The 21161-nt window shown below is 67.6% G+C and carries 24 protein-coding genes; 23 read left to right on the forward strand and 1 reads right to left on the reverse strand.

Going from position 1 to position 21161, the window contains the following annotated elements; genetic code table 11:
* The first annotated feature begins 9 nt into the window (after nucleotides 1–9).
* From ACETK8_RS10285 to ACETK8_RS10365, 17 genes are all read left to right on the forward strand, one after another.
* Complete coding sequence (locus tag ACETK8_RS10285; RefSeq protein WP_374035949.1) at nucleotides 10–1062, forward strand: enoyl-CoA hydratase/isomerase family protein; 1053 nt, start codon at nucleotides 10–12, stop codon at nucleotides 1060–1062.
* 60 nt (nucleotides 1063–1122) lie between these two features.
* Nucleotides 1123–1899, forward strand: a complete 777-nt coding sequence (locus ACETK8_RS10290; protein WP_374035950.1) for a class I SAM-dependent methyltransferase — start codon at nucleotides 1123–1125, stop codon at nucleotides 1897–1899.
* A 61-nt stretch (nucleotides 1900–1960) separates the two neighbouring features.
* Nucleotides 1961–2719, forward strand: a complete 759-nt coding sequence (locus tag ACETK8_RS10295) for a class I SAM-dependent methyltransferase (RefSeq protein ID WP_374035951.1) — start codon at nucleotides 1961–1963, stop codon at nucleotides 2717–2719.
* A gap of 71 nt (nucleotides 2720–2790) precedes the next feature.
* Nucleotides 2791–3696, forward strand: a complete 906-nt coding sequence (gene mmsB, locus ACETK8_RS10300; protein WP_374035952.1) for a 3-hydroxyisobutyrate dehydrogenase — start codon at nucleotides 2791–2793, stop codon at nucleotides 3694–3696.
* Between the two features lie 73 nt (nucleotides 3697–3769).
* The gene (locus ACETK8_RS10305) at nucleotides 3770–5581 is read left to right on the forward strand and encodes a DUF885 domain-containing protein (protein WP_374035953.1); all 1812 of its coding nucleotides are present in this window, start codon (nucleotides 3770–3772) and stop codon (nucleotides 5579–5581) included.
* Nucleotides 5582–5728: 147 nt separating this feature from the next.
* Nucleotides 5729–6955 (forward strand): 5-aminolevulinate synthase, encoded by a 1227-nt coding sequence (hemA, locus tag ACETK8_RS10310; protein WP_374035954.1) that lies wholly within the window; start codon nucleotides 5729–5731, stop codon nucleotides 6953–6955.
* Between the two features lie 18 nt (nucleotides 6956–6973).
* On the forward strand, nucleotides 6974–7150 hold the full coding sequence (locus ACETK8_RS10315; protein ID WP_374035955.1) for a DUF6898 family protein: 177 nt from the start codon (nucleotides 6974–6976) through the stop codon (nucleotides 7148–7150).
* A 73-nt stretch (nucleotides 7151–7223) separates the two neighbouring features.
* Nucleotides 7224–8510, forward strand: coding sequence for a serine hydroxymethyltransferase (glyA, locus tag ACETK8_RS10320; protein WP_374035956.1), 1287 nt, complete (start codon nucleotides 7224–7226; stop codon nucleotides 8508–8510).
* Nucleotides 8511–8519: 9 nt separating this feature from the next.
* The gene (gene nrdR, locus ACETK8_RS10325) at nucleotides 8520–8996 is read left to right on the forward strand and encodes a transcriptional regulator NrdR (protein ID WP_374035957.1); all 477 of its coding nucleotides are present in this window, start codon (nucleotides 8520–8522) and stop codon (nucleotides 8994–8996) included.
* A 1-nt stretch (nucleotide 8997) separates the two neighbouring features.
* Entirely contained in the window at nucleotides 8998–9633 is a 636-nt protein-coding gene (locus tag ACETK8_RS10330) for a RibD family protein (protein ID WP_374035958.1), read from the forward strand.
* 57 nt (nucleotides 9634–9690) lie between these two features.
* Nucleotides 9691–10281 carry a riboflavin synthase gene (locus tag ACETK8_RS10335; protein WP_374035959.1) on the forward strand — a complete coding sequence of 197 codons (591 nt, stop codon included), beginning with the start codon at nucleotides 9691–9693 and terminating at the stop codon, nucleotides 10279–10281.
* Nucleotides 10281–11426: a 3,4-dihydroxy-2-butanone-4-phosphate synthase gene (gene ribB, locus ACETK8_RS10340; RefSeq protein ID WP_374035960.1), complete on the forward strand. Its 1146-nt coding sequence runs from the start codon at nucleotides 10281–10283 to the stop codon at nucleotides 11424–11426. Before ACETK8_RS10335 ends, ribB begins: the two co-directional genes overlap by 1 nt.
* Entirely contained in the window at nucleotides 11423–11884 is a 462-nt protein-coding gene (ribH, locus tag ACETK8_RS10345) for a 6,7-dimethyl-8-ribityllumazine synthase (RefSeq protein ID WP_374039388.1), read from the forward strand. The genes ribB and ribH overlap by 4 nt, the downstream gene beginning before the upstream one ends.
* Complete coding sequence (nusB, locus tag ACETK8_RS10350) at nucleotides 11881–12411, forward strand: transcription antitermination factor NusB (RefSeq protein WP_374035961.1); 531 nt, start codon at nucleotides 11881–11883, stop codon at nucleotides 12409–12411. The genes ribH and nusB overlap by 4 nt, the downstream gene beginning before the upstream one ends.
* 3 nt (nucleotides 12412–12414) lie before the next feature.
* Nucleotides 12415–13404, forward strand: a complete 990-nt coding sequence (gene thiL, locus ACETK8_RS10355) for a thiamine-phosphate kinase (RefSeq protein ID WP_374035962.1) — start codon at nucleotides 12415–12417, stop codon at nucleotides 13402–13404.
* 70 nt (nucleotides 13405–13474) lie between these two features.
* Complete coding sequence (locus ACETK8_RS10360) at nucleotides 13475–13909, forward strand: hypothetical protein (RefSeq protein WP_374035963.1); 435 nt, start codon at nucleotides 13475–13477, stop codon at nucleotides 13907–13909.
* A gap of 258 nt (nucleotides 13910–14167) precedes the next feature.
* The gene (locus ACETK8_RS10365) at nucleotides 14168–16315 is read left to right on the forward strand and encodes a sodium-translocating pyrophosphatase (protein WP_374035964.1); all 2148 of its coding nucleotides are present in this window, start codon (nucleotides 14168–14170) and stop codon (nucleotides 16313–16315) included.
* Nucleotides 16316–16520: 205 nt separating this feature from the next.
* Here ACETK8_RS10365 and ACETK8_RS10370 read toward each other — a convergent pair whose 3' ends face one another.
* Nucleotides 16521–17000, reverse strand: a complete 480-nt coding sequence (locus ACETK8_RS10370; protein WP_374035965.1) for an outer membrane protein assembly factor BamE — start codon at nucleotides 16998–17000, stop codon at nucleotides 16521–16523.
* A gap of 91 nt (nucleotides 17001–17091) precedes the next feature.
* Here ACETK8_RS10370 and ACETK8_RS10375 point away from each other — a divergent pair, with 91 nt between their 5' ends.
* The 6 genes from ACETK8_RS10375 (at nucleotide 17092) to ACETK8_RS10400 (ending at nucleotide 21100) form a co-directional block, all read left to right on the forward strand.
* The gene (locus tag ACETK8_RS10375; RefSeq protein ID WP_374035966.1) at nucleotides 17092–17631 is read left to right on the forward strand and encodes a ubiquinol-cytochrome C chaperone family protein; all 540 of its coding nucleotides are present in this window, start codon (nucleotides 17092–17094) and stop codon (nucleotides 17629–17631) included.
* Complete coding sequence (locus ACETK8_RS10380; protein WP_374035967.1) at nucleotides 17628–18161, forward strand: YceD family protein; 534 nt, start codon at nucleotides 17628–17630, stop codon at nucleotides 18159–18161. The genes ACETK8_RS10375 and ACETK8_RS10380 overlap by 4 nt, the downstream gene beginning before the upstream one ends.
* A gap of 128 nt (nucleotides 18162–18289) precedes the next feature.
* A complete protein-coding gene (plsX, locus tag ACETK8_RS10385) occupies nucleotides 18290–19321 on the forward strand; it encodes a phosphate acyltransferase PlsX (RefSeq protein ID WP_374039389.1) in 1032 nt (343 codons plus the stop codon).
* Nucleotides 19318–20295: a beta-ketoacyl-ACP synthase III gene (locus ACETK8_RS10390; RefSeq protein WP_374035968.1), complete on the forward strand. Its 978-nt coding sequence runs from the start codon at nucleotides 19318–19320 to the stop codon at nucleotides 20293–20295. Before plsX ends, ACETK8_RS10390 begins: the two co-directional genes overlap by 4 nt.
* Nucleotides 20296–20375: 80 nt before the next feature.
* Nucleotides 20376–20669, forward strand: coding sequence for an integration host factor subunit alpha (locus tag ACETK8_RS10395; protein WP_374039390.1), 294 nt, complete (start codon nucleotides 20376–20378; stop codon nucleotides 20667–20669).
* Complete coding sequence (locus ACETK8_RS10400) at nucleotides 20669–21100, forward strand: MerR family transcriptional regulator (RefSeq protein ID WP_374035969.1); 432 nt, start codon at nucleotides 20669–20671, stop codon at nucleotides 21098–21100. The genes ACETK8_RS10395 and ACETK8_RS10400 overlap by 1 nt, the downstream gene beginning before the upstream one ends.
* The last annotated feature ends 61 nt before the right edge of the window (nucleotides 21101–21161 follow it).

Genomic DNA, 21161 nt, shown 5'->3' on the forward strand with positions numbered 1-21161 from the left:
GAGCAGGGCATGTCCGAAGCTGAAGTCATCACCCGGATCGAGGGATCGGTCGGGCGCATCACCCTGAACCGGCCGAAAGCACTGCACGCGCTGAACCTGGGCATGTGCGAGATCTTGACCGAGGCGCTGCTGGCCTGGCGCGACGATGCGGCCGTGCAGTCGGTGCTGATCGACCATGCGGGGGAGCGCGGGTTCTGCGCGGGCGGCGACATCCGGATGATCGCCGAGAGCGGGGCGACGGATGCGGTGGAGGCGAAGGCCTTCTTCCTCAGCGAATACCGGCTGAACCATCTGATGTTCGAATATCCCAAGCCGATCACGGCCGTCGTGGACGGGATCGTCATGGGCGGAGGCGTCGGGATTTCGGAGCCTGCGAAGGTGCGGATCGCGACCGAGCGGACGACCTATGCGATGCCGGAGACGGGGATCGGCCTGTTCCCCGATGTGGGCGGGGGCTGGTTCCTGCCGCGGCTGCCGGGCGAGACCGGGACCTGGCTGGCCCTGACCGGGGCGCGGCTGAAGGCGGCGGATACGGTGGCGCTGGGGATTCACACGCATTTCGTGGTGAGCGCTGATCTGGTCGATCTGATTGAGTCCGTTGGTTACCATCCCCATGCGCCCGGTGCGGAGGGCGATGCCTGGGGTAGCGATCCTGGCGCTGCGCCGCTCGCTCCGCATCGCGAGGCCATCGACAGGCTGTTCGCCCATGACACGGTGGAGGCGATCTTCGAGGCGCTGGAGACGGACGGGTCGGACTGGGCGCTGGCGCAGCTGGCGACGCTGAAGACCAAGTCGCCGCAGTCGCTGAAGGTCACCCTGCGCCAACTCCGGGCCGGGCGGGCGATGTCGAGCTTCGCCGAGGTCATGGCGATGGAATACCGGCTGGGCGGGCGCGTGGTGCGGACTCACGACTTCCAGGAGGGGGTGCGGGCCGTGATCGTGGACAAGGACAATGCGCCGAAATGGTCGCCGGCGACGCTGGAGGGCGTGACCGAGGCTGATCTGGACGCCCTGTTCGCGCCCCTAGCTTCCGACGAGGAATGGACGCCGATCGGCGGATAGTCTGCATCCTGTGAAGCTTTCATGCGTATGTTGGCTGAACCGCTGTTCGAGGACCGTCCTATGTTGAAATCGTCGCTGCTGATCGTGGCCTCCGCGATCGCCCTGTCCGCCTGCGCGCCCACGATGTCGGGCGAGACGCCCGCCGATCCGGCCGAGCGTCCGTCGGCGACGGTCAACGACTACGCCCTGGCCATCGCCGATCCGCTGAGGCCCGCGTCGGAGGTCGAGCGCGATCCGTTGCGCAAGCCCGCCGAGATGCTGGCCTTCGCCCAGATCGACGGGGGCGAGCGGATCGCCGACGTGCGGCCGGAGGAGGGGTATTTCAGCCGCCTGTTCGCCCGCGCCGTGGGGCCGGAGGGCCGGGTCTACGCCTTCGTGCCGAACCAGACGGCGTCGCGCGAGAACGGCTATGCCGACACCCTGGCCACCGACTATCCCAACGTGACGCGGGTGACCGGGGCGCTGGAGGACCTGACCTTCCCAGAGCCGCTGGACGTGGTCTTCATGGGGCAGGAGTACCACGACTTCGTCATCGACCGCTTCAACGTGGACGTGGCGCGGATGAACGCGGCGGTGTTCGCGGCGCTGAAGCCCGGCGGCCTCTACGTCATCCTGGACCACCAGGCGGCGCCGGGGGCGGGTACGAGCGTCGTCGGGACCCTGCACCGGATCGAGGGTTCGGCCCTGCGCGCCCAGGTCGAGGCGGCGGGCTTCATCTTCGACGGCGAGACCGAGGTGGTGCGGAACCCGGCCGACGATCACACCCTGTCGGTGTTCGACGAGGCGATCCGGGGCCGGACCGACCAGTTCGTCTACCGCTTCCGCAAGCCCGGCTGACGGCGTTCTCCGGACGCGCTAGGCTTCACCTCTGCGCCGTGAGAGCGCGAGGGAGAGACCCATGCGTCGTTCGTTGATCCTGGCCGTTTCGGCCGCCGTTCTGTTGTCCACCGCCGCCTTCGCGCCCGCGCCCGTTCAGGAACCCGGCGACTACGCCTATGTGCTGGTTTCGGAGACCCGGCCGGAAGCGGACCGCGATCGTGACGAGGCGCGGCACACGGCCGAGATCCTGGCCTTCGCCGAGGTTAAGCCGGACGACCGGATTGCTGACATGATCATCGGCGGGGGCTTCTGGACCCGTGCCTTCGCCCGCGTGGTCGCCGACGGTTCGGGCGAGATCACGGCCTGGCAGCCGGCCGAGTTCATCGCCTTCCAGGCCAGCTATGGCGAGGCCATCGCCGCCGCCGATGAGATGGACCGTGTGACCGCCATCCGTTCGCCGATCGGGGCGCCGCAGTTCCCGCAAGGGCTGGACCTGATCTTCACCAACCAGAACTACCATGACCTGCACCTGCAGCCCTTCGCGGCGGATACGGCGGCCAAGGTCAATGCGGCGGCGTTCGCGGCGCTGAAGCCGGGCGGCCTCTATGTCATCATCGACCATGCGGCCCAGCCTGGCGCGGGACTGGGCGTGGCGCACACCCTGCATCGGATCGACATCGCCGACGTGAAGCGCGAGGTCGAGGCGGCGGGCTTCGTGCTGGACGGCGAGAGCGGCATCCTGCTGAACGGCGAGGACCCGCTGACGGCCAACGTTTTCCACGAGTCGATCCGGGGTCACACCAGCCAGTTCATGCTGCGCTTCCGCAAACCCGCGTGAGGGCTCTGGCGGGAACCGGAGCGAGGGGCTAACCCCGGCGTCAACGAGAACGCTCCAAGGGAAACGCCGTCATGACCGCCACGAAAATCGCCTTCATCGGCCTGGGCAACATGGGCGGCGGCATGGCCGCGAACCAGGCGAAGGCGGGCCATGCGGTTTCGGCCTTCGACCTTTCGGCGGCGGCGCTGGACCGGGCCAAGGGGGCGGGCTGTACGCCCGTCGGGTCGGTGTCGGAAGCCGTGCGCGACGCCGAGGTGGTCATCACCATGCTGCCGGCCGGACCGCATGTGCTGAAGGTCTATTCGGAACAGATCATCGGGGTCGCGCCGTCCTCGGCCCTGCTTCTCGACTGCTCGACCATCGACGTGGACACGGCGCGGAAGGTGGCGGGGCTGGCCAAGGAGGCGGGCTACGCCTTCGCTGACGCGCCGGTCTCGGGCGGGACGATGGCGGCGGACGCCGGGACCCTGGCCTTCATGGTCGGCTGCGACGAAGGCGATTTCGCGCGGATCGAGGCGGCGCTGGAGCCGATGAGCCGGGCGACCTTCCGCGCCGGCGATCACGGGGCGGGGCAGGCGGCCAAGATCTGCAACAACATGATCCTGGGCATCACCATGCTGGGGACGTGCGAGGCCATCGGTCTGGCGGAGAAGCTGGGTCTGGATCCGGTGAAGATGTTCGACATCGTCGCCAAGTCGTCGGGTCAGAGCTGGTCCACGACGACCTACTATCCGTGGCCCGGGCCGGTGCCGACCGCGCCGTCCAACCGCAACTATGACGGCGGTTTCGCCACGGCCATGATGCTGAAAGACCTGAAGCTGGCCCAGGACGCGGCGGCCAAGTCGGGCGCCTCGACGCCGCTGGGCGCGCAGACGGAGGCCCTGTTCCAGATGTTCGACGGTCTGGGGTACGGCGGTCGGGACTTCTCGGCCATCCTGCAGATGCTGCGCGGGAAGCTGGACGAATTGCCGCGCTGATCGGTGCGACAACCGGTGGGATGCCATCCGCGAGCGCGCGGGCTAGGCTTCGTCTGAAATCTGGAGACCGCTGATGTTCGATCGTCGTTCGGTGTTGATGGGCCTCGGCCTGTCGGCCGTCGCGCCCGCCGCCTTCGCCCGCACGGCGTTCTCTCCCGATGACGCGCCGACCGCCGAGGACGCGGCCCTGGTCGAGGCGCTGGACGCGGCTTTCCTGGAGAGCGCGCACCGGTCGCCCGAGACCCTGACCCAGCTGGGGATCAAGGACCGCTACGGCGAGTTGGACGACTATACCGCCGGGGAGGCCGAGGCGGCCCTGGCCCTGTCCGAGCGGCAACTGGCGGACATCGAGGCGCGGTTCGGCCAGGCGGCCCTGTCGGATCAGGGCAGGCTGTCGCTGCGCCTGTTCCGCGACGGGGTGGAGCAGCAGCGCGAGCAACTGCGCTGGCGTCGGCATCAGTATCTGGTGTCCACCAACGGCAGCGTGCTGGGCAGTATTCCGGTCATGCTGATCAACGCCCACAAGGTGGACAGCGCCGACGACGCCCGGGCCTATGTCTCGCGTCTGGAGGCGGTCGAGCGGGTGATGACGGAGGTGGCCGAGGATTTCGCCGCTCGCGCCGCCGACGGGCTGAAGCCTCCGGCCTTCGTCTATGCGCCGGTCGTGCGCGACGCCCGGAACGTGATCACCGGCGCCCCGTTCGGCGACGGCGAGGACACGCCGCTGTGGGCCGATTTCCAGGCCAAGGTGAACGCCCTGTCGATTCCCGAGGGCGAGAAGACCGAGCTTCTGGGCAATGGCCGGGCCGCCCTGACCGGGCCGTTCAAGCGCGGCTACGACCGACTGATCGGAGAGGTCGAGCGGGTGGGGGCGACCCAGGAGCGTAGCGACGGCGCCTGGGCCCTGCCAAACAGCGCAGCCTACTATGCGTCGCAGCTGAAGTTCTACAACTCGACCGACGACACGGCCGACTGGATCCACGAGACGGGTCTGTCCGAGGTCGCGCGCCTGCACGCCGAGATGGAGGTGATCAAGGCGCAGGTCGGGTTCGAGGGGACGCTGCAGGAGTTCTTCGTCGTCCTGCGAGAAGACCCTCAGTACCAGTATCCGAACACGGCCGAAGGTCGCGAACAGTTCCTGTCGGACGCCCGCGTCTATGTCGCCCAGGCGATGGAGACGGCGCCGCAGTGGTTCAGCCAGTTGCCGCAGGCCGCGCTGGAGGTTCGCGCGGTCGAGGAATGGCGTCAGGACACCGCCCCGGTCGCCTTCTACAACCCGCCGTCGGCCGACGGATCGCGACCCGGCATCTACTACGTCAACCTGTCGGACATGACGCAGGTGTCGAAGATCCAGAACGAGGCCATCACCTATCACGAGGCCGCTCCGGGCCACCATTTCCAGATTGCGCGCGCCCAGGAACAGCAGGGCCTGCCCATGTTCCGCAAGCACGGCTTCTACGGCGCCTATATCGAGGGCTGGGCGCTCTACACCGAGAAGCTGGCCAAGGAGATGGGGTTCTATGGCGATCCCTATTCGGACTTCGGCCGGCTGTCGCTGGAGCTGTGGCGGGCCATCCGGATGGTGGTCGACACCGGCGTCCACACCCGTCGCTGGACCCGCGAACAGGCCATCCAGTACTTCACCGATAACTCCATGATGTCGGCGCTGAACATCCAGCGCGAGGTCGAGCGCTACATCTGCTGGCCCGGCCAGGCGACCAGCTACAAGGTGGGGCAGCTGAAGGTGCTGGGTCTGCGCGACGAGGCGCGAGCGGCCCTGGGCGACCGCTTCGACATCAAGGGCTTCCACGAGGTGGTGCTGGCCGCAGGGGCCGTGCCGCTGGGCGTTCTGGAAGAGCGGGTGAGGGGCTGGGCGGCGGCCTAATCGCGCCCCGAACGCTCTTGAGAACCGCTATCAATTAAGGGTTTGCGGCGTTTTGTCCTTGCCTGTGCGTGGACAGACGGGGCCAATCGGCGCATTACGCCGCCAACTTTTCCCGGCTTTGGCCGGAGGCCCGAAAGAGCTCCAAGGTTGTACGACTACAAGGCCGCATTCCAGACCGCCGTCGACCAGGTGAAGGGCGAGGGGCGCTATCGCGTCTTCGCCGACCTGAAGCGCGTGCGCGGTCAGTTTCCCAAGGCGGTGCGTCGCCGCGAGGACGGGTCCGAGCAGGACGTCGTCATCTGGTGCTCCAACGACTACCTGGGCATGGGTCAGCATCCGGTCGTTCTGGATGCGATGAAGGCCGAGCTGGATACGGCGGGCGCCGGGGCCGGCGGCACGCGCAACATCTCGGGTACGACGCGTTCGGCCGTGGACCTGGAGGCTGAACTGGCCTCCTGGCACCAGAAGGACGCCGCGCTTCTGTTCACCTCGGGCTATGTGGCCAACGAGGCGACGCTGACGACCCTGCAGCGCATCCTGCCGGGGCTGATCATCTTCTCGGACAGCCTGAACCACGCCTCGATGATCGCGGGGATCCGGAACGGCGGCTGCGAGCGGCACGTCTTCCTGCACAACGACCTGACGCATCTGGAACAACTGCTGGCCGCCGCGCCCGCCGATGCGCCCAAGCTGATCGCGTTCGAGAGCGTCTATTCCATGGACGGCGACATCGCCGACCTGGCCGGGACGATTGCACTGGCCAAGAAATACAACGCCCTGACCTACCTGGACGAGGTTCACGCCGTGGGCCTGTACGGCGCGACGGGCGCCGGCGTGGCCGAGCGGGACGGGGTGCTGGACGGCATCGACATCGTCGAATGCACCCTGGGCAAGGCCATCGGCGTCATGGGCGGCTACATCGCCGCCGACGCGGTGATCGTGGATGCGGTTCGCAGCTGGGCCTCGGGCTTCATCTTCACGACGTCGCTGCCGCCGGCCCTGACGGCGGGGGCCTTGGCCTCGGTGCGTCACCTGAAGACCCATCCGGAACTGCGCGTCGCCCATCAGGAGCGCGCCCAGGCCCTGAAGGACCGTTTCGCCGCCGCCGGGATCCCGGTGATGCCGAGCGAAAGCCATATCGTGCCGGTCTTCGTGGGCGATCCGGTCCACACCAAGATGATCTCGGACATGCTGCTGGAAGACTTCGGCGTCTATGTCCAGCCGATCAACTATCCGACCGTGCCCAAGGGGACCGAGCGCCTGCGCTTCACTCCGTCGCCGAACCACACCGACGACATGATGGACGCCCTGGTCGAGGCGATGGACCGCCTGTGGTCGCACTGTAACGTCGCGCGGATGCCGTCCGCTGCTTAAGATTGGGGCGGCGTGACGATGGACGATCTCGGCGAAGTCATCGTCGAGGCGATCCGGAACGGGACCTATCTGAAGGTCACCGCCGTCCATGTCGCGACCGGGACGGAGGCGACGGCGGTCGGGCCGGCGCATGAGCCCAAGGCCGTCGAACGTTTGGCCATAGCCAAGCTCAAGCGGTTGTTGGCGGCGCAGTGACACAAGATGTTGTGGTGAACGGGCGCGGGGACTAGATAGGCCGCCTCTCCATTCCGTCAGCCCGGACCTGCCCGTGACCGCTCCCTTCATCCACGACGCCTATTTCTCCAAGGGTCTGGCCGAGGCCGATCCCGAGGTCTTCGCCGGCGTCACCGGTGAGCTGCATCGCCAGCAGGAACAGATCGAGCTGATCGCGTCCGAGAACATCGTCTCCAGGGCGGTGCTGGACGCGCAAGGCACGGTCCTGACCAACAAATACGCAGAGGGCTATCCGGGTCGTCGCTACTATGGCGGCTGCGAGTACGTCGACATCACCGAGAACCTGGCGCGCGAGCGGGCCAAGGCGCTGTTCGGCGCGGCCTTCGCCAACGTCCAGCCGCACTCGGGCGCCCAGGCCAACCAGGCGGTCTTCTTCGCCTTGCTGCAGCCCGGCGACACCTTCCTGGGCATGGACCTGGCCTGCGGCGGGCACCTGACGCACGGCAGCCCCGCCAACCAGTCGGGCAAGTGGTTCCGGCCGGTGACCTACAAGGTCAACGAGGACGATCACCTGATCGACTACGACCACGTCGCCGAGATGGCCCGCACCGAGAAGCCCAAGCTGATCGTGGCCGGCGCTTCGGCCTATAGCCGCCACATCGATTTCGCCCGTTTCCGCGAGATCGCCGACAGCGTGGGCGCGTACCTGATGGTGGACATGGCCCACTATGCGGGTCTGATCGCGGGCGGCGTCTATCCGAACCCGGTGCCGCACGCTCATGTCGTGACGACGACGACGCACAAGACCCTGCGCGGACCGCGCGGCGGCATGATCCTCAGCAACGACATCGAGCTGGGCAAGAAGATCAACTCGGCCGTCTTCCCGGGCCTGCAGGGCGGGCCGCTGGAGCATGTCATCGCCGCCAAGGCCGTGGCCTTCGGCGAGGCGCTGAAGCCCGAGTTCAAGCTCTATGCGAAACAGGTCGTGGCCAACGCCCAGGCCCTGGCAGGCGTTCTGGTCGAGCGCGGCCTGGCCATCGTCTCGGGCGGCACCGACAGCCACCTGATGCTGGTCGATCTGCGTCCCAAGGGCGTGACCGGCAAGGCGACGGAGCTGCAGCTCGAACACGCCCTGATGACCTGCAACAAGAACGGCGTGCCGTTCGACACCGCGCCGTTCACCGTCACCTCGGGCGTTCGCCTGGGCACGCCGGCGGGCACGACGCGCGGCTTCCGCGAGGAGGAGTTCAAGCAGATCGGTCACTGGATCGCCGACGTCGTCTCCTCGATGAACGGCGGGGACGAGGCCGATCCGGCCGTGGTGGCCGAGGTCGCCGGACAGGTCCGCAACCTGACCGCCCGCTTCCCGATCTACGGATAAGACACGACGATGAAGTGCCCCTTCTGCGGGAACCCGGACAGCCAGGTGAAGGACAGCCGCCCGTCGGACGACGGCGCGGCCATCCGTCGTCGCCGGTCCTGCCCGAACTGCAACGGGCGCTTCACGACGTTCGAGCGGGTGCAGCTGCGCGAACTGGTGATCCTGAAGCGGAACGGACGGCGCACGCCCTTCGACCGCGACAAGCTGGAACGGTCGCTGGCCATCGCGCTGCGCAAACGCCCGATCCAGCCGGAGCAGATCGAACAGCTGGTCAGCCGGATCGTGCGCCAGCTGGAGAGCCTGGGCGAGACCGAGATCCCGTCCAGCATCGTCGGCGACTTCATCATGAAGGGGCTGAAGAGCGTGGATGAGGTGGCCTACGTCCGCTACGCCTCGGTCTACAAGGACTTCCGCCACACGGGCGACTTCGCCAAATTCCTCGGCGACGAGGGGCTGGACGACGACCACGGACCGTCGGGCCGCTGATATGAGACCCAAGATTACCTGGAAGGTCGCCACGTCGCTGGACGGGCGGATCGGCACGTCGACGGGCGAGAGCCAGTGGATCACCGGGCCGGAATCGCGGGCCCAGGGCCACCGGCTGAGGGCCGTGCACGACGCCGTGCTGGTGGGGGTCGAGACGGTGCTGGCCGACGATCCGCGCCTGAACACCCGCCTGCCCGAGGGCGAGACGGGCCCGGACCCGCTGCGGGTCATTCTAGACAGTCGGTTGCGGACGCCGTCGTTCGCGCGCCTGGCCAAGGCGGGGACCCTGATCCTGACCACGAAGGACCCGATGCAGATCGGGACGGCCGAGGTCGTGCGGGTCGCGGGCGATGCGCAGGGCCGCCCCACGGTCGAGGCCGTGCTGGAGACCCTGAGCGCGCGGGGCGTGAAATCGCTGATGATCGAGGGCGGCGGCCGGGTGGCCGCCTCCTTCATCACGGCCGGTCTGGTCGATGCGATCGAGTGGTTCCGGGCGCCGATTCTGCTGGGCGGAGACGGGCGTCCGGGCGTGGCCGCGCTGGCTCTGGCGCGCCTCGCGCACGCGCCGCGCTATCGGAGACTTGCGGCGGAGCCCATGGGTGACGACCTGTGGGAACGCTACGAGAAGGTCATCTAATGTTTCCCGCCGTCCTATCCGAAAACCGCAGCCCACTTTTCGGGACGGCGGGCTGACATGTTCACCGGAATTATCACCGACATCGGCCGGGTTCGCTCGGTCGCGCAGACGGATCGCGACCGTCGCTATGAGGTCGAGACGGCCTGGGACGTGTCGGGCATCGACCTGGGCGCTTCGATCAGCCATGCGGGCGTCTGCCTGACGGTTGTCGAAAAGGCTGACGGCTGGTTCGCGGTCGAGGTGTCGGGCGAGACGCTGGACAAGACGACGCTGGGATCGTGGGCGGCGGGCACGCCGGTCAATCTGGAGCGCGCGACCAAGGTCGGGGACGAGCTGGGCGGCCATATCGTGTCGGGCCATGTCGATGGGCTGGGCACGGTCGTATCGATCACGCCGGAGGGCGGGTCGCACCGGATCGTCATCGAGGCGCCGGCGCCGCTGCACCGTTTCATCGCCGCCAAGGGCTCGATCACCGTGGACGGGGTGTCCCTGACGGTGAACAGCGTGGAAGGCCGCCAGTTCGGCCTGAACATCATTCCCCACACCTGGGAAGCGACGACGCTGGGGCGCTTGCAGGTCGGCGATACGGTCAATCTGGAGATCGACATGCTGGCCAGATACCTCGCGCGGTGGCAGGAGACCGCGTGATGACCAACACGATCGCCCTCGCCAAAGACATGTTCGACAGCCCGATCAGCCCGATCGAGGACATCCTGGAGGATGCCCGCAACGGCCGTCCCTACATCCTGGTGGACGCCGAGGACCGGGAGAACGAGGGCGACATCATCATTCCGGCCCAGTTCGCGACGCCGGACCAGATCAACTTCATGATCCGGCAGGCGAGGGGACTGGTCTGCCTGGCCCTGACGGCCGAGCGGGCGCAGCAACTGCGTCTGCCGCCCATGGCCGCCGACAACCGCGAGAGCATGAAGACCGCCTTCACCGTCTCGATCGAGGCCAGGGAAGGCGTGACGACCGGCATCTCGGCCGCCGACCGTTCGCGCACCATCCAGGTGGCTACGGATGCGTCGAAGGGCATGGACGACATCGTCTCGCCCGGCCACATCTTCCCGCTGGTCGCGCGCGACGGCGGGGTTCTGGTCCGCGCGGGCCATACCGAGGCGGCCGTGGACATCAGCCGGATGGCCGGTCTGAACCCGTCGGGCGTCATCTGCGAGATCATCAAGGACGACGGCGAGATGGCCCGGATGCCGGACCTGATCTCCTTCGCCCAGCTGCACGGGCTGAAGATCGGCACCATCGCCGACCTGATCGCCTATCGCCGCCGCACCGAGCGGTTCGTCGAGCGGGTCATGGACCAGCCCTTCGAGAGCGTCCACGGCGGCCCGTTCCGCATGATGCTATACCGGAACATGATCGAGGGCGCCGAGCACGTCGCCCTGGTCCACGGCAAGATCGATCCGGACAAGCCGACGCTGGTGCGCATGCATCAGGTGGACTTCGCCGCCGACCTGCTGGGCCATGTCGAGGAGCGGCAGAGCTATATTCCCGACGCCCTGAAGGCGATCACCGACCATGACGGCGCGGGCGTCGTGGTCTTCCTGCGCGATCCGACGCTGCAGGGTCTGGCCGAGCGTCTGGCCGGGGCGGACAAGCCGGGTGCGGTGGACCGCAGCTTGCGAAACTACGGCGTGGGCGCGCAGATCCTGCTGGATCTGGGCGTGCGCGACATGATCGTCATGTCCAAGACCCGCCCCGAACCCGCCGCCATCGAAGGCTACGGCCTGCGCATCACCGGCTGGTGCGACATGCACGGAGAAGAACAATCCTGAGCGATCCCACCCGCGTCCTCATCGTCGAGGCGCGCTTCTATGACGAATTGGCCGACGCGCTTCTGGAAGGCGCGAAGGACGCACTGCGCGCGCAAGGCGTTCAGTTCGACGTCGTCACCGTGCCGGGCGCGCTGGAGATCCCGCCGCTGATCGCCCTGGCCGAGCAGGCCGGGAAATATCCGACGGCGCCGCGCTATGACGGCTATGTCGCCCTGGGCTGCGTGATCCGCGGCGAGACCTATCATTTCGAGATCGTGTCGGATCAATCGGCGGCCGGGATCATGGCCCTGGGCGTCCAGGGACTGTGTATCGGCAACGGCGTCCTGACCGTCGAGGACGAGGATCAGGCCTGGGCCCGCGCCCGGATGTCCGAGGGCGACAAGGGCGGCGGCGCGGCCAAGGCCTGCATGGACCTCATTGCCTTGAAGAAGCGGTTGCGCGTAGGGCTCGGGGAATGACCGAACCGAATAGCATTCAAGCCGTCCTGGCCCAGCTGGCCGAGAACGAGCGTGCCCAGGCCGAACCGCAGCTGACGAGCCGCCAGCGCCGCGCGCGCACCGTGGCGCGTCTGGCCGCCGTCCAGGCCCTGTACCAGATGGAACTGGCCGGGGAGGGCGTCGAGACCGTCATCACCGAGTTCTCGAACCATCGCTTCGACGCCGACATCGAGGGCGAACCGCTGGCCGAGGCCGATGAGGCCTATTTCGCCGACGTCGTGCGCGGCGTGATCACCGACCAGAAGGACATCGACGCGGCCGTGAAGGCGCGTCTGGCGTCGAACTGGCGTCTGGAGCGGATCGACGCGACCCTGCGCGCCCTGCTGCGCTGTGGCGCGTGGGAGCTGATGCACAAAGCCGATGTGCCCAAGGAGATCGTCATCGACGAATATGTCGAGCTGGCGAAGGCCTTCTTCGACGAGGCCGAGGCCAAATTCGTCAACGCCGCCCTGGACGGCGTGGCCCGCGACGTTCGCCCGAAAGCCTGATCCGTGGCGGGCGTCGACGCCGCCGGCGAGTTCGAGACCATCCGGAAGCTCTTCGCCCCCCTGGCCCATCCGGACCATGCCTGGGGGCTGAGGGACGACGTCGCCGTGATGCCCACGCGGCCGGGTTACGACCTGGTCCTGACCAAGGACGCGATCGTCGAGGGCGTGCATTTCCTGCCGGACGATCCGCTGGATACGGTGGCGCAGAAGCTGTTGCGGGTGAACCTGTCGGATCTGGCGGCCAAAGGCTGCGAGCCCTTTGGATACCTGCTGGCCTGTCACTGGTCGCCGCGCTGCGGCTGGCCGGAGCGGGAGGCGTTCGCCGAGGGGCTGGCGGCGGATCAGAAGGAGTTCGGCATCCACCTGCTGGGCGGGGACACGGTGCTGACGCCGGGTCCGGCGTCCTTCTCGGCGACGATGATGGGTTGGGCGCCCAAGACCGGGTCGGTCACGCGCGGCGGGGCCAAGCCCGGGCATGGGGTGTATGTGACCGGGACCATCGGCGACGGATATCTGGGGCTGAAGGCGGCGCAGGGGCATCTGAAGCTGGAGGAAGAGCGGCTGGAGGCGTTGGCCGAACACTATCGCCGGCCCGTGCCGCGTCTGGCCTACGGGCAGGCGGTGCAGGGCTATGCGACCGCCATCATGGACGTGTCGGACGGGCTGATCGCCGATCTGGCCCACATCGCCGACGCCAGCGGGGTGGCGGCCTCGGTGCAACTGGAGCTGTTGCCGAAGTCGGCGGCGGCCATGGCCTGGTTCGAAACGCGCATCGACCCCGAGGCGGCGCTGGAGCAACTGGCGACCGGCGGGGACGACTACGAGCTGCTGTTCACGGCCCATCCGGCGGACGAGGGAAACCTGAAGCGGGAGGCGGACCGGCTGCTGCTGCGCCTGACGCGCGTCGGAACGGTCGAGGCGGGGCGGGGCGTGAGCGCGACCCATCTCGGCAAGCCCGTCGATATCCGCAAACCCGGCTGGACGCACGACTGACGCCATCATCCCTGCCCAAGGCGCCAAGGGAAGCAACGGAATCTCAACCGCTCCGCGCGATAACCGCGTCATGCGCCGTAGAGACCTCTTCGCCCTCGGAACCCTGGCCCTGGCCGGAACCGCCGTCGCCACCAGCGCCTCGGCGTCGGAAGCGCCGTCGGGCGGCGGCGGGGCGGTGACCGCCAATATCGCGGGCGTCGGTCTGCCGATCATCTCGGGCGGTCGCATCCGCAACTATGTCTTCGTGACCATCAGCCTGACCCTGGGCGGAAGCTTCACGCCGGAACAGATGCGCGCCAAGGAACCCTATTTCCGGGACGCTCTGGTTCGCGCCGCGCACCGGACGCCGTTCGTCCTGGCCAATGACTGGACCCAGGTCGACGCGCCGGCCCTGTGCGCCGCCATGATGCGGATCGCGCCGTCCATCGCCGGTCCCGGTTCGATCGCCAGCGTCCAGGTCGCCCTGCAGACGCCCCGCCGTCGCACGGGCGTGGTGGCTTCTTAAGGGGCACTACCGCTCGCGACGCGGTCGCTCTCTGCTTGAGCGCGGTTTGAGGCGTTATCAGAGCTTCGCTGTTCAGCCTCCCACCTGAAAAAACGCCGGTTGCGTCCTCACGATGCAGGGGGCAAGCTTTAGCCGCAATCCCGCGGGACGCGCCTTTGCGTCCATTCTGCGCTCGGGGGGACCGGAAGGCGGACAGAGGCCAAAAGGCCCGCCGCGCCAAGGGTCCGCGCGCCTAATGCATTAGGTATGGAAACGCCAATGACGAACTATCTGTGGCTAGTGATAGCCGCGGGCGCGCTGGGGGTCCTTTACGGGCTCGTCCAGACCGCGTCCCTGATGAAAGCCGACACCGGCAACGACAAGATGCGAGAAATCGCCGCCGCCATTCAGGAAGGCGCCTCGGCCTATCTGAAGCGGCAATACACCACCATCGGCATGGTCGGTGTGGTCATCCTGATCGCGGCCTGGCTGCTGATCGGCCAGTACGCGGCCATCGGCTTCCTGATCGGCGCGGTCCTGTCGGGCCTGGCCGGGTTCGCCGGCATGCTGATCTCGGTCCGCGCCAACGTCCGGACGGCCCAGGCGGCTTCGCAGAGCCTGTCCAAGGGGCTGGACCTCGCGTTCCGCTCGGGCGCCATCACCGGCATGTTCGTGGCGGGCGGCGCGCTTCTGGGCGTGGCCGGCTACTACGCCGTGCTGACCGAGGTGCTTGGCCTGGAATCGACGGGCCGCGAGGTCATCGACGGTCTGGTGGCTCTGGGCTTCGGCGCCTCGCTGATCTCCATCTTCGCCCGTCTGGGCGGCGGCATCTTCACCAAGGGCGCCGACGTGGGCGGCGACATGGTGGGCAAGGTCGAGGCCGGCATCCCCGAGGATGATCCCCGCAACGCCGCCACCATCGCCGACAACGTGGGCGACAACGTCGGCGACTGCGCCGGCATGGCCGCCGACCTGTTCGAGACCTATGCGGTGACCACGGTCGCCACCATGGTGCTGGCGGCCATCTTCTTCCGCGGCCAGCCCTACGTAGACGTGATGATGCTGCTGCCGCTGGCCATCTGCGGCATCTGCATCGTGACCTCGATCATCGGGTCGTTCTTCGTCCGCCTCGGCAAGTCGAACAACATCATGGGCGCCCTGTATCAGGGGCTGATCGTGACCGGCGTGCTGTCGGTCGGAGCGGTCTGGTACGTCATCACGACGCTGGTGACCGGTCCGGTCGTGACGACCGGCGGATTGCAGATCGAGCCGATGAACCTGTTCTGGTCGGGTCTGGTCGGTCTGGCCGTCACCGCCGCCATCGTGGTCATCACCGAATACTACACCGGCTCGAACTTCCGCCCGGTGCGGTCGGTCGCCAACGCCTCGGTCTCAGGCCACGGCACCAATGTGATCCAGGGTCTGGCCGTGTCGCTGGAGGCAACCGCGCTTCCGGCCATCGTCATCATCGTCGGCATCGTGGTCAGCTTCCAGCTGGCCGGCCTGTTCGGCATCGCCATCGCCACCACGACCATGCTGGGCGTGGCGGGGATGATCGTGGCGCTGGACGCCTTCGGTCCGGTCACCGACAACGCCGGCGGCATCGCCGAGATGGCGGGCCTGCCTTCGGAAGTGCGTCATTCGACCGATGCGCTGGACGCCGTGGGCAACACGACCAAGGCCGTGACCAAGGGCTACGCTATCGGTTCGGCGGGCCTCGGCGCCCTGGTGCTGTTCGCCGCCTACACCTCGGACCTGCAGTATTTCGCCTCCAACCCGGCGGACTACCCGTTCTTCGCCAACATGGGCGTGGTCGCCTTCGACCTGACCAACCCCTATGTCGTCGTGGGTCTGCTGTTCGGGGGGCTGCTGCCCTTCCTGTTCGGCGGCATGTCGATGATGGCGGTGGGGCGTGCGGCCGAATCGGTCGTGGCCGAGGTGCGTCGTCAGTTCCGTGAGAACCCCGGCATCATGACCTTCCAGACCAAGCCGGAATACGGCAAGGCCGTGGATATCCTGACCCGGGCGGCGATCCGCGAGATGATCGTGCCGTCGCTGCTGCCGGTGCTGTCGCCGATCGTCCTGTTCGTTGCGGTCCTGTTCATCTCGGACAAGGCCAATGCGTTCGCGGCCCTCGGCGCCATGCTGATGGGCGTGATCGTGACCGGCCTGTTCGTGGCCATCTCCATGACCTCGGGCGGCGGCGCCTGGGACAACGCCAAGAAGGTCATCGAAGAGGGCTTCACCGACAAGAACGGCGTCGTCCACGGCAAGGGCTCGGAAGCGCACAAGGCCGCCGTCACCGGCGACACGGTGGGCGATCCCTACAAGGATACCTCCGGTCCGGCCGTGAACCCGATGATCAAGATCACCAACATCGTGGCCCTGCTGCTGCTGGCGGTGCTGGCGAGCGGGTCGATCGGGTAAGACCAAGCGTCTCCTCCCTGTTCGCTTGGCGAATGGGGAGGGGGACCGCGAAGCGGTGGAGGGGCTCTGGCTGCACGCAGAAAGAACCCCTCCGTCTCTTCGCTTCGCTACGAGCCACCTCCCCATCGCTGCGCGACGGGGAGGAGACGAAGAAAAAGGCCCGGGGATCGCTCTCCGGGCCTTTTGCTGTGCGGTATCGAAATCCTCAGTCCGGGCGGCGCTGGCCGGGGACGTCCTCGTAGGTGCGGGGCAGCTGGCCGCGGCCGACGTTGCCGAGGAGCTGTTCGAGAACCGTCAGCTGACGACCGCGCGTCGGGGTCTCGCGACGCTCCATGGCGATCTGCTGGCCGTCGGACAGGTCAAGGTTGCGGACCTCGGTGACCTTGTCGTCGCCCTCGTTGAAGGTGATGGCGGTAACGGTGCGCTGGGACACCTGCGGGCGATTGTAGGTGTACCGCTCCGTCGTCTGGGAGATGTAGTACCAGATGTTGTTCTCGAAGGTCGAAACCGCCGAGGGCGAACCGAGCTGGGCCAAAACGGTCGACTTGGTGTCGGTGCCGACCACGACGTCCTTCGGATTGACGTCGATCACCTGGAAGCCGTGGTTGCCCACGACGGGGGCGCAGGCCACGGCCATCGGCGCGAGAGCGGCCAGAACGGCGAGACGGACGACGGTCTTATTCATGGGGACGAGCGCCTGGGACGAAACAAGGTCTTTGACCTAACCGGACCTGACGCCTAGTTCAACGGCGCGGCGGAAAAGGGGCCGTCTACCGATGCTGAAGAACCTGTTCCGAACCCGATCCGCAGAACGCATGGGGCTGCCGCTGTATTCGGCGGCCGTCGAGCAGGCGCGCGATCCGGGATTCTACACCGCCCTTGGCGTGACCGACGAGATCGACGCCCGGTTCGAGCTCTACACCCTGCATGTGCTGCTGCTGATCCTGCGCCTGCGCGACGAGGCGGGCTATGACGCCGAAAAGGGCTCCGAAGCGGCGCAGAACCTGTTCGACACCTATGTTTCGGCGCTGGACAACACCCTGCGCGAACTGGGCGTGAACGACGTGACCATGGCTAAGAAGATGCGGAAGCTGGGCGAGAGCCTGTATGGCCGGATGACCACCTACGAAGCGCCTCTGCGCGCCGGCGACGCCGCCGAGCTGGCCGAGGGCCTGGCGCGGAACGTCTATGCGACCGAGGACGCGGCGCGCGGGCAGGGCCTGGCGGCCTATGGTCTGGCGGCGCGCGAGGGTCTGGCGAGCCAGCCGATCGACGCGGTCCTGACCGCGCCCGTCTGGCCGGAGGTCAAGGCATGAACCCCGATCATCGTCTGCCCTTCAGCGACGTCATTCGAATCAACGAGATCGGCGCCGGGATCGAGCGCCATCTGGTCCCCGAAGCGGACGCCGTGAAGCGGATCGTCAAGGCGCTGGATCTGGCGTCGCTGGCGTCGTTCGAGGCCGACATCAAGGTCGCGCCCGCCCATATCGGCTGGACCCTGAGCGGTCGTGTGCGGGCCACGCTGGAACAGACCTGCGGCATCACCCTGGAGCCGCTGCCGGTTCAGGTGGACGAGCGGTTCTCCATCGACCTGGTCGAGACGCCGAGCGACCCCGCGCTGGGGACCGAGGAGATGGAGATCACCCTGGACGACGATTCTCCGGACGTGATCGAAGACGGTCGAATCGACCTGGGTCAGTACGCCGTCGAACAGCTGGCGCTGCAGCTCGACCCGTTCCCCCGGAAGCCGGGCGCGGAGTTCGTCCAGCCGGAGGAACCCGCCGAAATCTCGCCCTTCGCCGTGCTGAAACAGTTCAAGGCCAGGGAAGAGGACGGAAAATCCTGACCCGACGTCAGCGCCGTTTGCATACGGTCGTCACGGCGCGGTATCCTTGAGGCCATAACGCGTCGCAACGTCGGCGCACCGGAGTGTCCGCCCCCTTGCCAGCCCCCACCCTTATTTCGCTCGACGCCATGGGCGGCGACCATGGCCCGCCCGTCGTCGTCGGCGGCATCCGCGACTATACCCGCCGCCATGGCGGGGAGGGGGTCCGTTTCCTCCTGCACGGCGACGAACAGGCGATCGTGGCCGAACTGGCCAAGCACAACCTGACCTCCGACATCTGCGACATCCGTCATACGGCGACCAAGGTGGCCTCGGACGAGAAGCCCGCCACCGCCATGCGGCGCGGCAAGGGCACCAGCCTGTGGAACGCCATCGAGGCGGTGAAGTCGGGCGAGGCCGGCGCGGTCGTTTCCGCCGGCAACACCGGCGCCCTGATGGCCATCTCCAAGCTGATCCTGCGCATGTCAGCGCCGGGTCTGGAGCGTCCCGCCATCGTGGCCAGCTGGCCCACGGCGCGTGGCGTGACCGCCGTGCTGGACGTCGGCGCCAACATTGAGAGCGACGCCGAACAACTGGTCGAGTTCGCCATCATGGGCGAGGCCTTCCATACGGCGGTCCATGGCGTCGAGAAGCCGACCATCGGCCTGCTGAACGTCGGGTCCGAGGACATGAAGGGCCATGAGGAGGTGCGCGAGGCCGCGCGGATCCTGCGCGAAGGCGGCCTGGGCCTGAACTATCACGGCTTCGTCGAGGGCGACGACATCGCCAAGGGCACGGTGGACGTGGTCGTCACCGACGGCTTCACCGGCAATATCGCCCTGAAGACCGCCGAAGGGGTGGCCCGCTTCATCTCGACCCTGCTGCGCGAGGCCCTGACCTCCAGCCTGCAGGCCAAGATCGGCGCGGCCATCGCCATGCCGGCCCTGAAGGCCATGGGGCAGAAGATCGATCCTTCGGCCATCAACGGCGGGCCTCTGTTGGGCCTGAACGGGATCGTGGTGAAGAGCCACGGCGGCGCCGACGCGAAAGGCTTCGGCAACGCCATCCGCATCGCGGTCGATCTGGCCCGCAGCGACTATATGCAGACCGTGGGGGCAAACCTCGGTCGTCTGGGGGACGTCATGCACGCGCCCTCGACCCAGTCAGAGAGCGTTTCGTGAGTGTTATCCGCAGCGCCGTCACCGGCGTCGGCTCCTATCTGCCGGAACAGGTGGTGACCAACGCCGACCTGGCCGAGTTCGTCGACACCTCGGACGAATGGATCATCGAGCGCACTGGCATCCGCCAGCGCCACAAGGCGCGCGACGACCAGCCGACCAGCGACCTGGCCGTCGAGGCGGCGAAGAAGGCCCTGGCCGACGCCGGGCGCACGGCCGCCGACGTGGACATGATCATCGTCGCCACCACGACGCCGGACATGACCTTCCCGTCCACGGCCTCGATCGTGCAGCGCAAGATCGGCGCCCCGACCTGCATCGCCTTCGACGTCCAGGCTGTCTGCTCGGGCTTCGTCTACGCTCTCTCGGTCGCCGACGGCTTTGTGGCGCGGGGCCTCTCCAAATGCGCCCTGGTCATCGGCGCCGAGGAAATGACGAAGCTGATGGACTGGTCCGACCGGACGACCTGCGTCCTGTTCGGCGACGGCGCCGGCGCCATCGTGGTCGAACCGCGCGAAGGGCAGGGGACGACGGCCGATCAGGGGCTGCTCGGCTTCGCCCTGCGCTCGGACGGGACCAAGACGGATCTGCTCTATGTCGACGGCGGCCCGTCGACGACGGGTTCGGTCGGTCATCTGCGCATGGCCGGCAACCAGGTCTTCCGCCACGCCGTGGTGAACATCGCCGAGGCCATCACGGCCTGCTGCGAGGCGTCGGGCATCACCGTGCCCGAGGTGGACTGGTTCGTGCCCCACCAGGCCAATCAGAGAATCATCAAGGGCGTCGGCGACCGGCTGGGGCTGGACGAGGACAAGGTGATCTCGACCGTGGCCATGCACGCCAACACGTCGGCGGCCTCGATTCCGCTGGCGCTGGATGCGGCGATCCAGGACGGCCGGATCAAGAAGGGCGACCTGGTTCTGCTGGAGGCCATGGGCGGCGGTCTGACCTGGGGAGCCTGCGCCTTCAGGCTGTAACTGCCACGGTGTCCTTTGACTTTGCCCGCTTTTCGCCGTTTATGGGGCGTGCTGGGACAGAGGGGACGACCTTGGGCGAACTGCAGACCTTGACGCGCGCGGACCTGTGCGAGGCTGTCCACGAAGAGGTGGGCCTGTCGCGGCAGGAGTGCTCCAGCATGGTCGAGCGCACGCTCGAACTGATCGTCGAAAGCCTGGAGAAGGGCGAGACGGTCAAGCTGTCGGGCTTTGGCGTCTTCCAGGTCCGCGAGAAGCGCGCCCGTATGGGCCGCAACCCCAAGACCGGCGAACCGGCCGCGATCAACCCGCGCCGGGTCATCAGCTTCCGCGCCTCCCAGATCATGAAGTCGCGCGTGCACGGCGCGGGGGCCTGATGGCCAAGGGCCCCGACGCCTTCCGGACCATTTCGGAGGCCGCCGAGGCCGTGGGCGCGCCACAGCATGTGCTGCGCTTCTGGGAAACCAAGTTTCCGTTCGTCGCCCCGGTGAAGCGCGCCGGCGGCCGCCGCTTCTATCGGCCGCAGGACATCGTGGTGCTGAAGGCGATCCGTCGCCTGCTGCATGACGAGGGCCTGACCATCAAGGGCGTGCAGCGCCTGCACAAGGATCAGGGGCTGGCGCGACTGGCGGCCTATGGCGATCCGGACACGGCCTTCCAGATGGACGCCGAATCGAAGGCGACGTCGGCCGCCGCTCCTCGGCTCGCGACCACCCCGGAAACGCCCCGCGTCGATGGCGATCTGAGAGCGGTTCTGGCCGATCTCGAGAGCGCGCGCGCGCGTCTCGACGCCGTTCTGGCGCGCTGAAACGCGCCATCGAACACAAGGTGCGTTTTCTCGTTTGCGGCGACGCCCACCCGCCGCTATA

The sequence above is a fragment of the Brevundimonas staleyi genome, from assembly GCF_041893865.1.
GTDB classification, from domain to species: domain Bacteria; phylum Pseudomonadota; class Alphaproteobacteria; order Caulobacterales; family Caulobacteraceae; genus Brevundimonas; species Brevundimonas staleyi.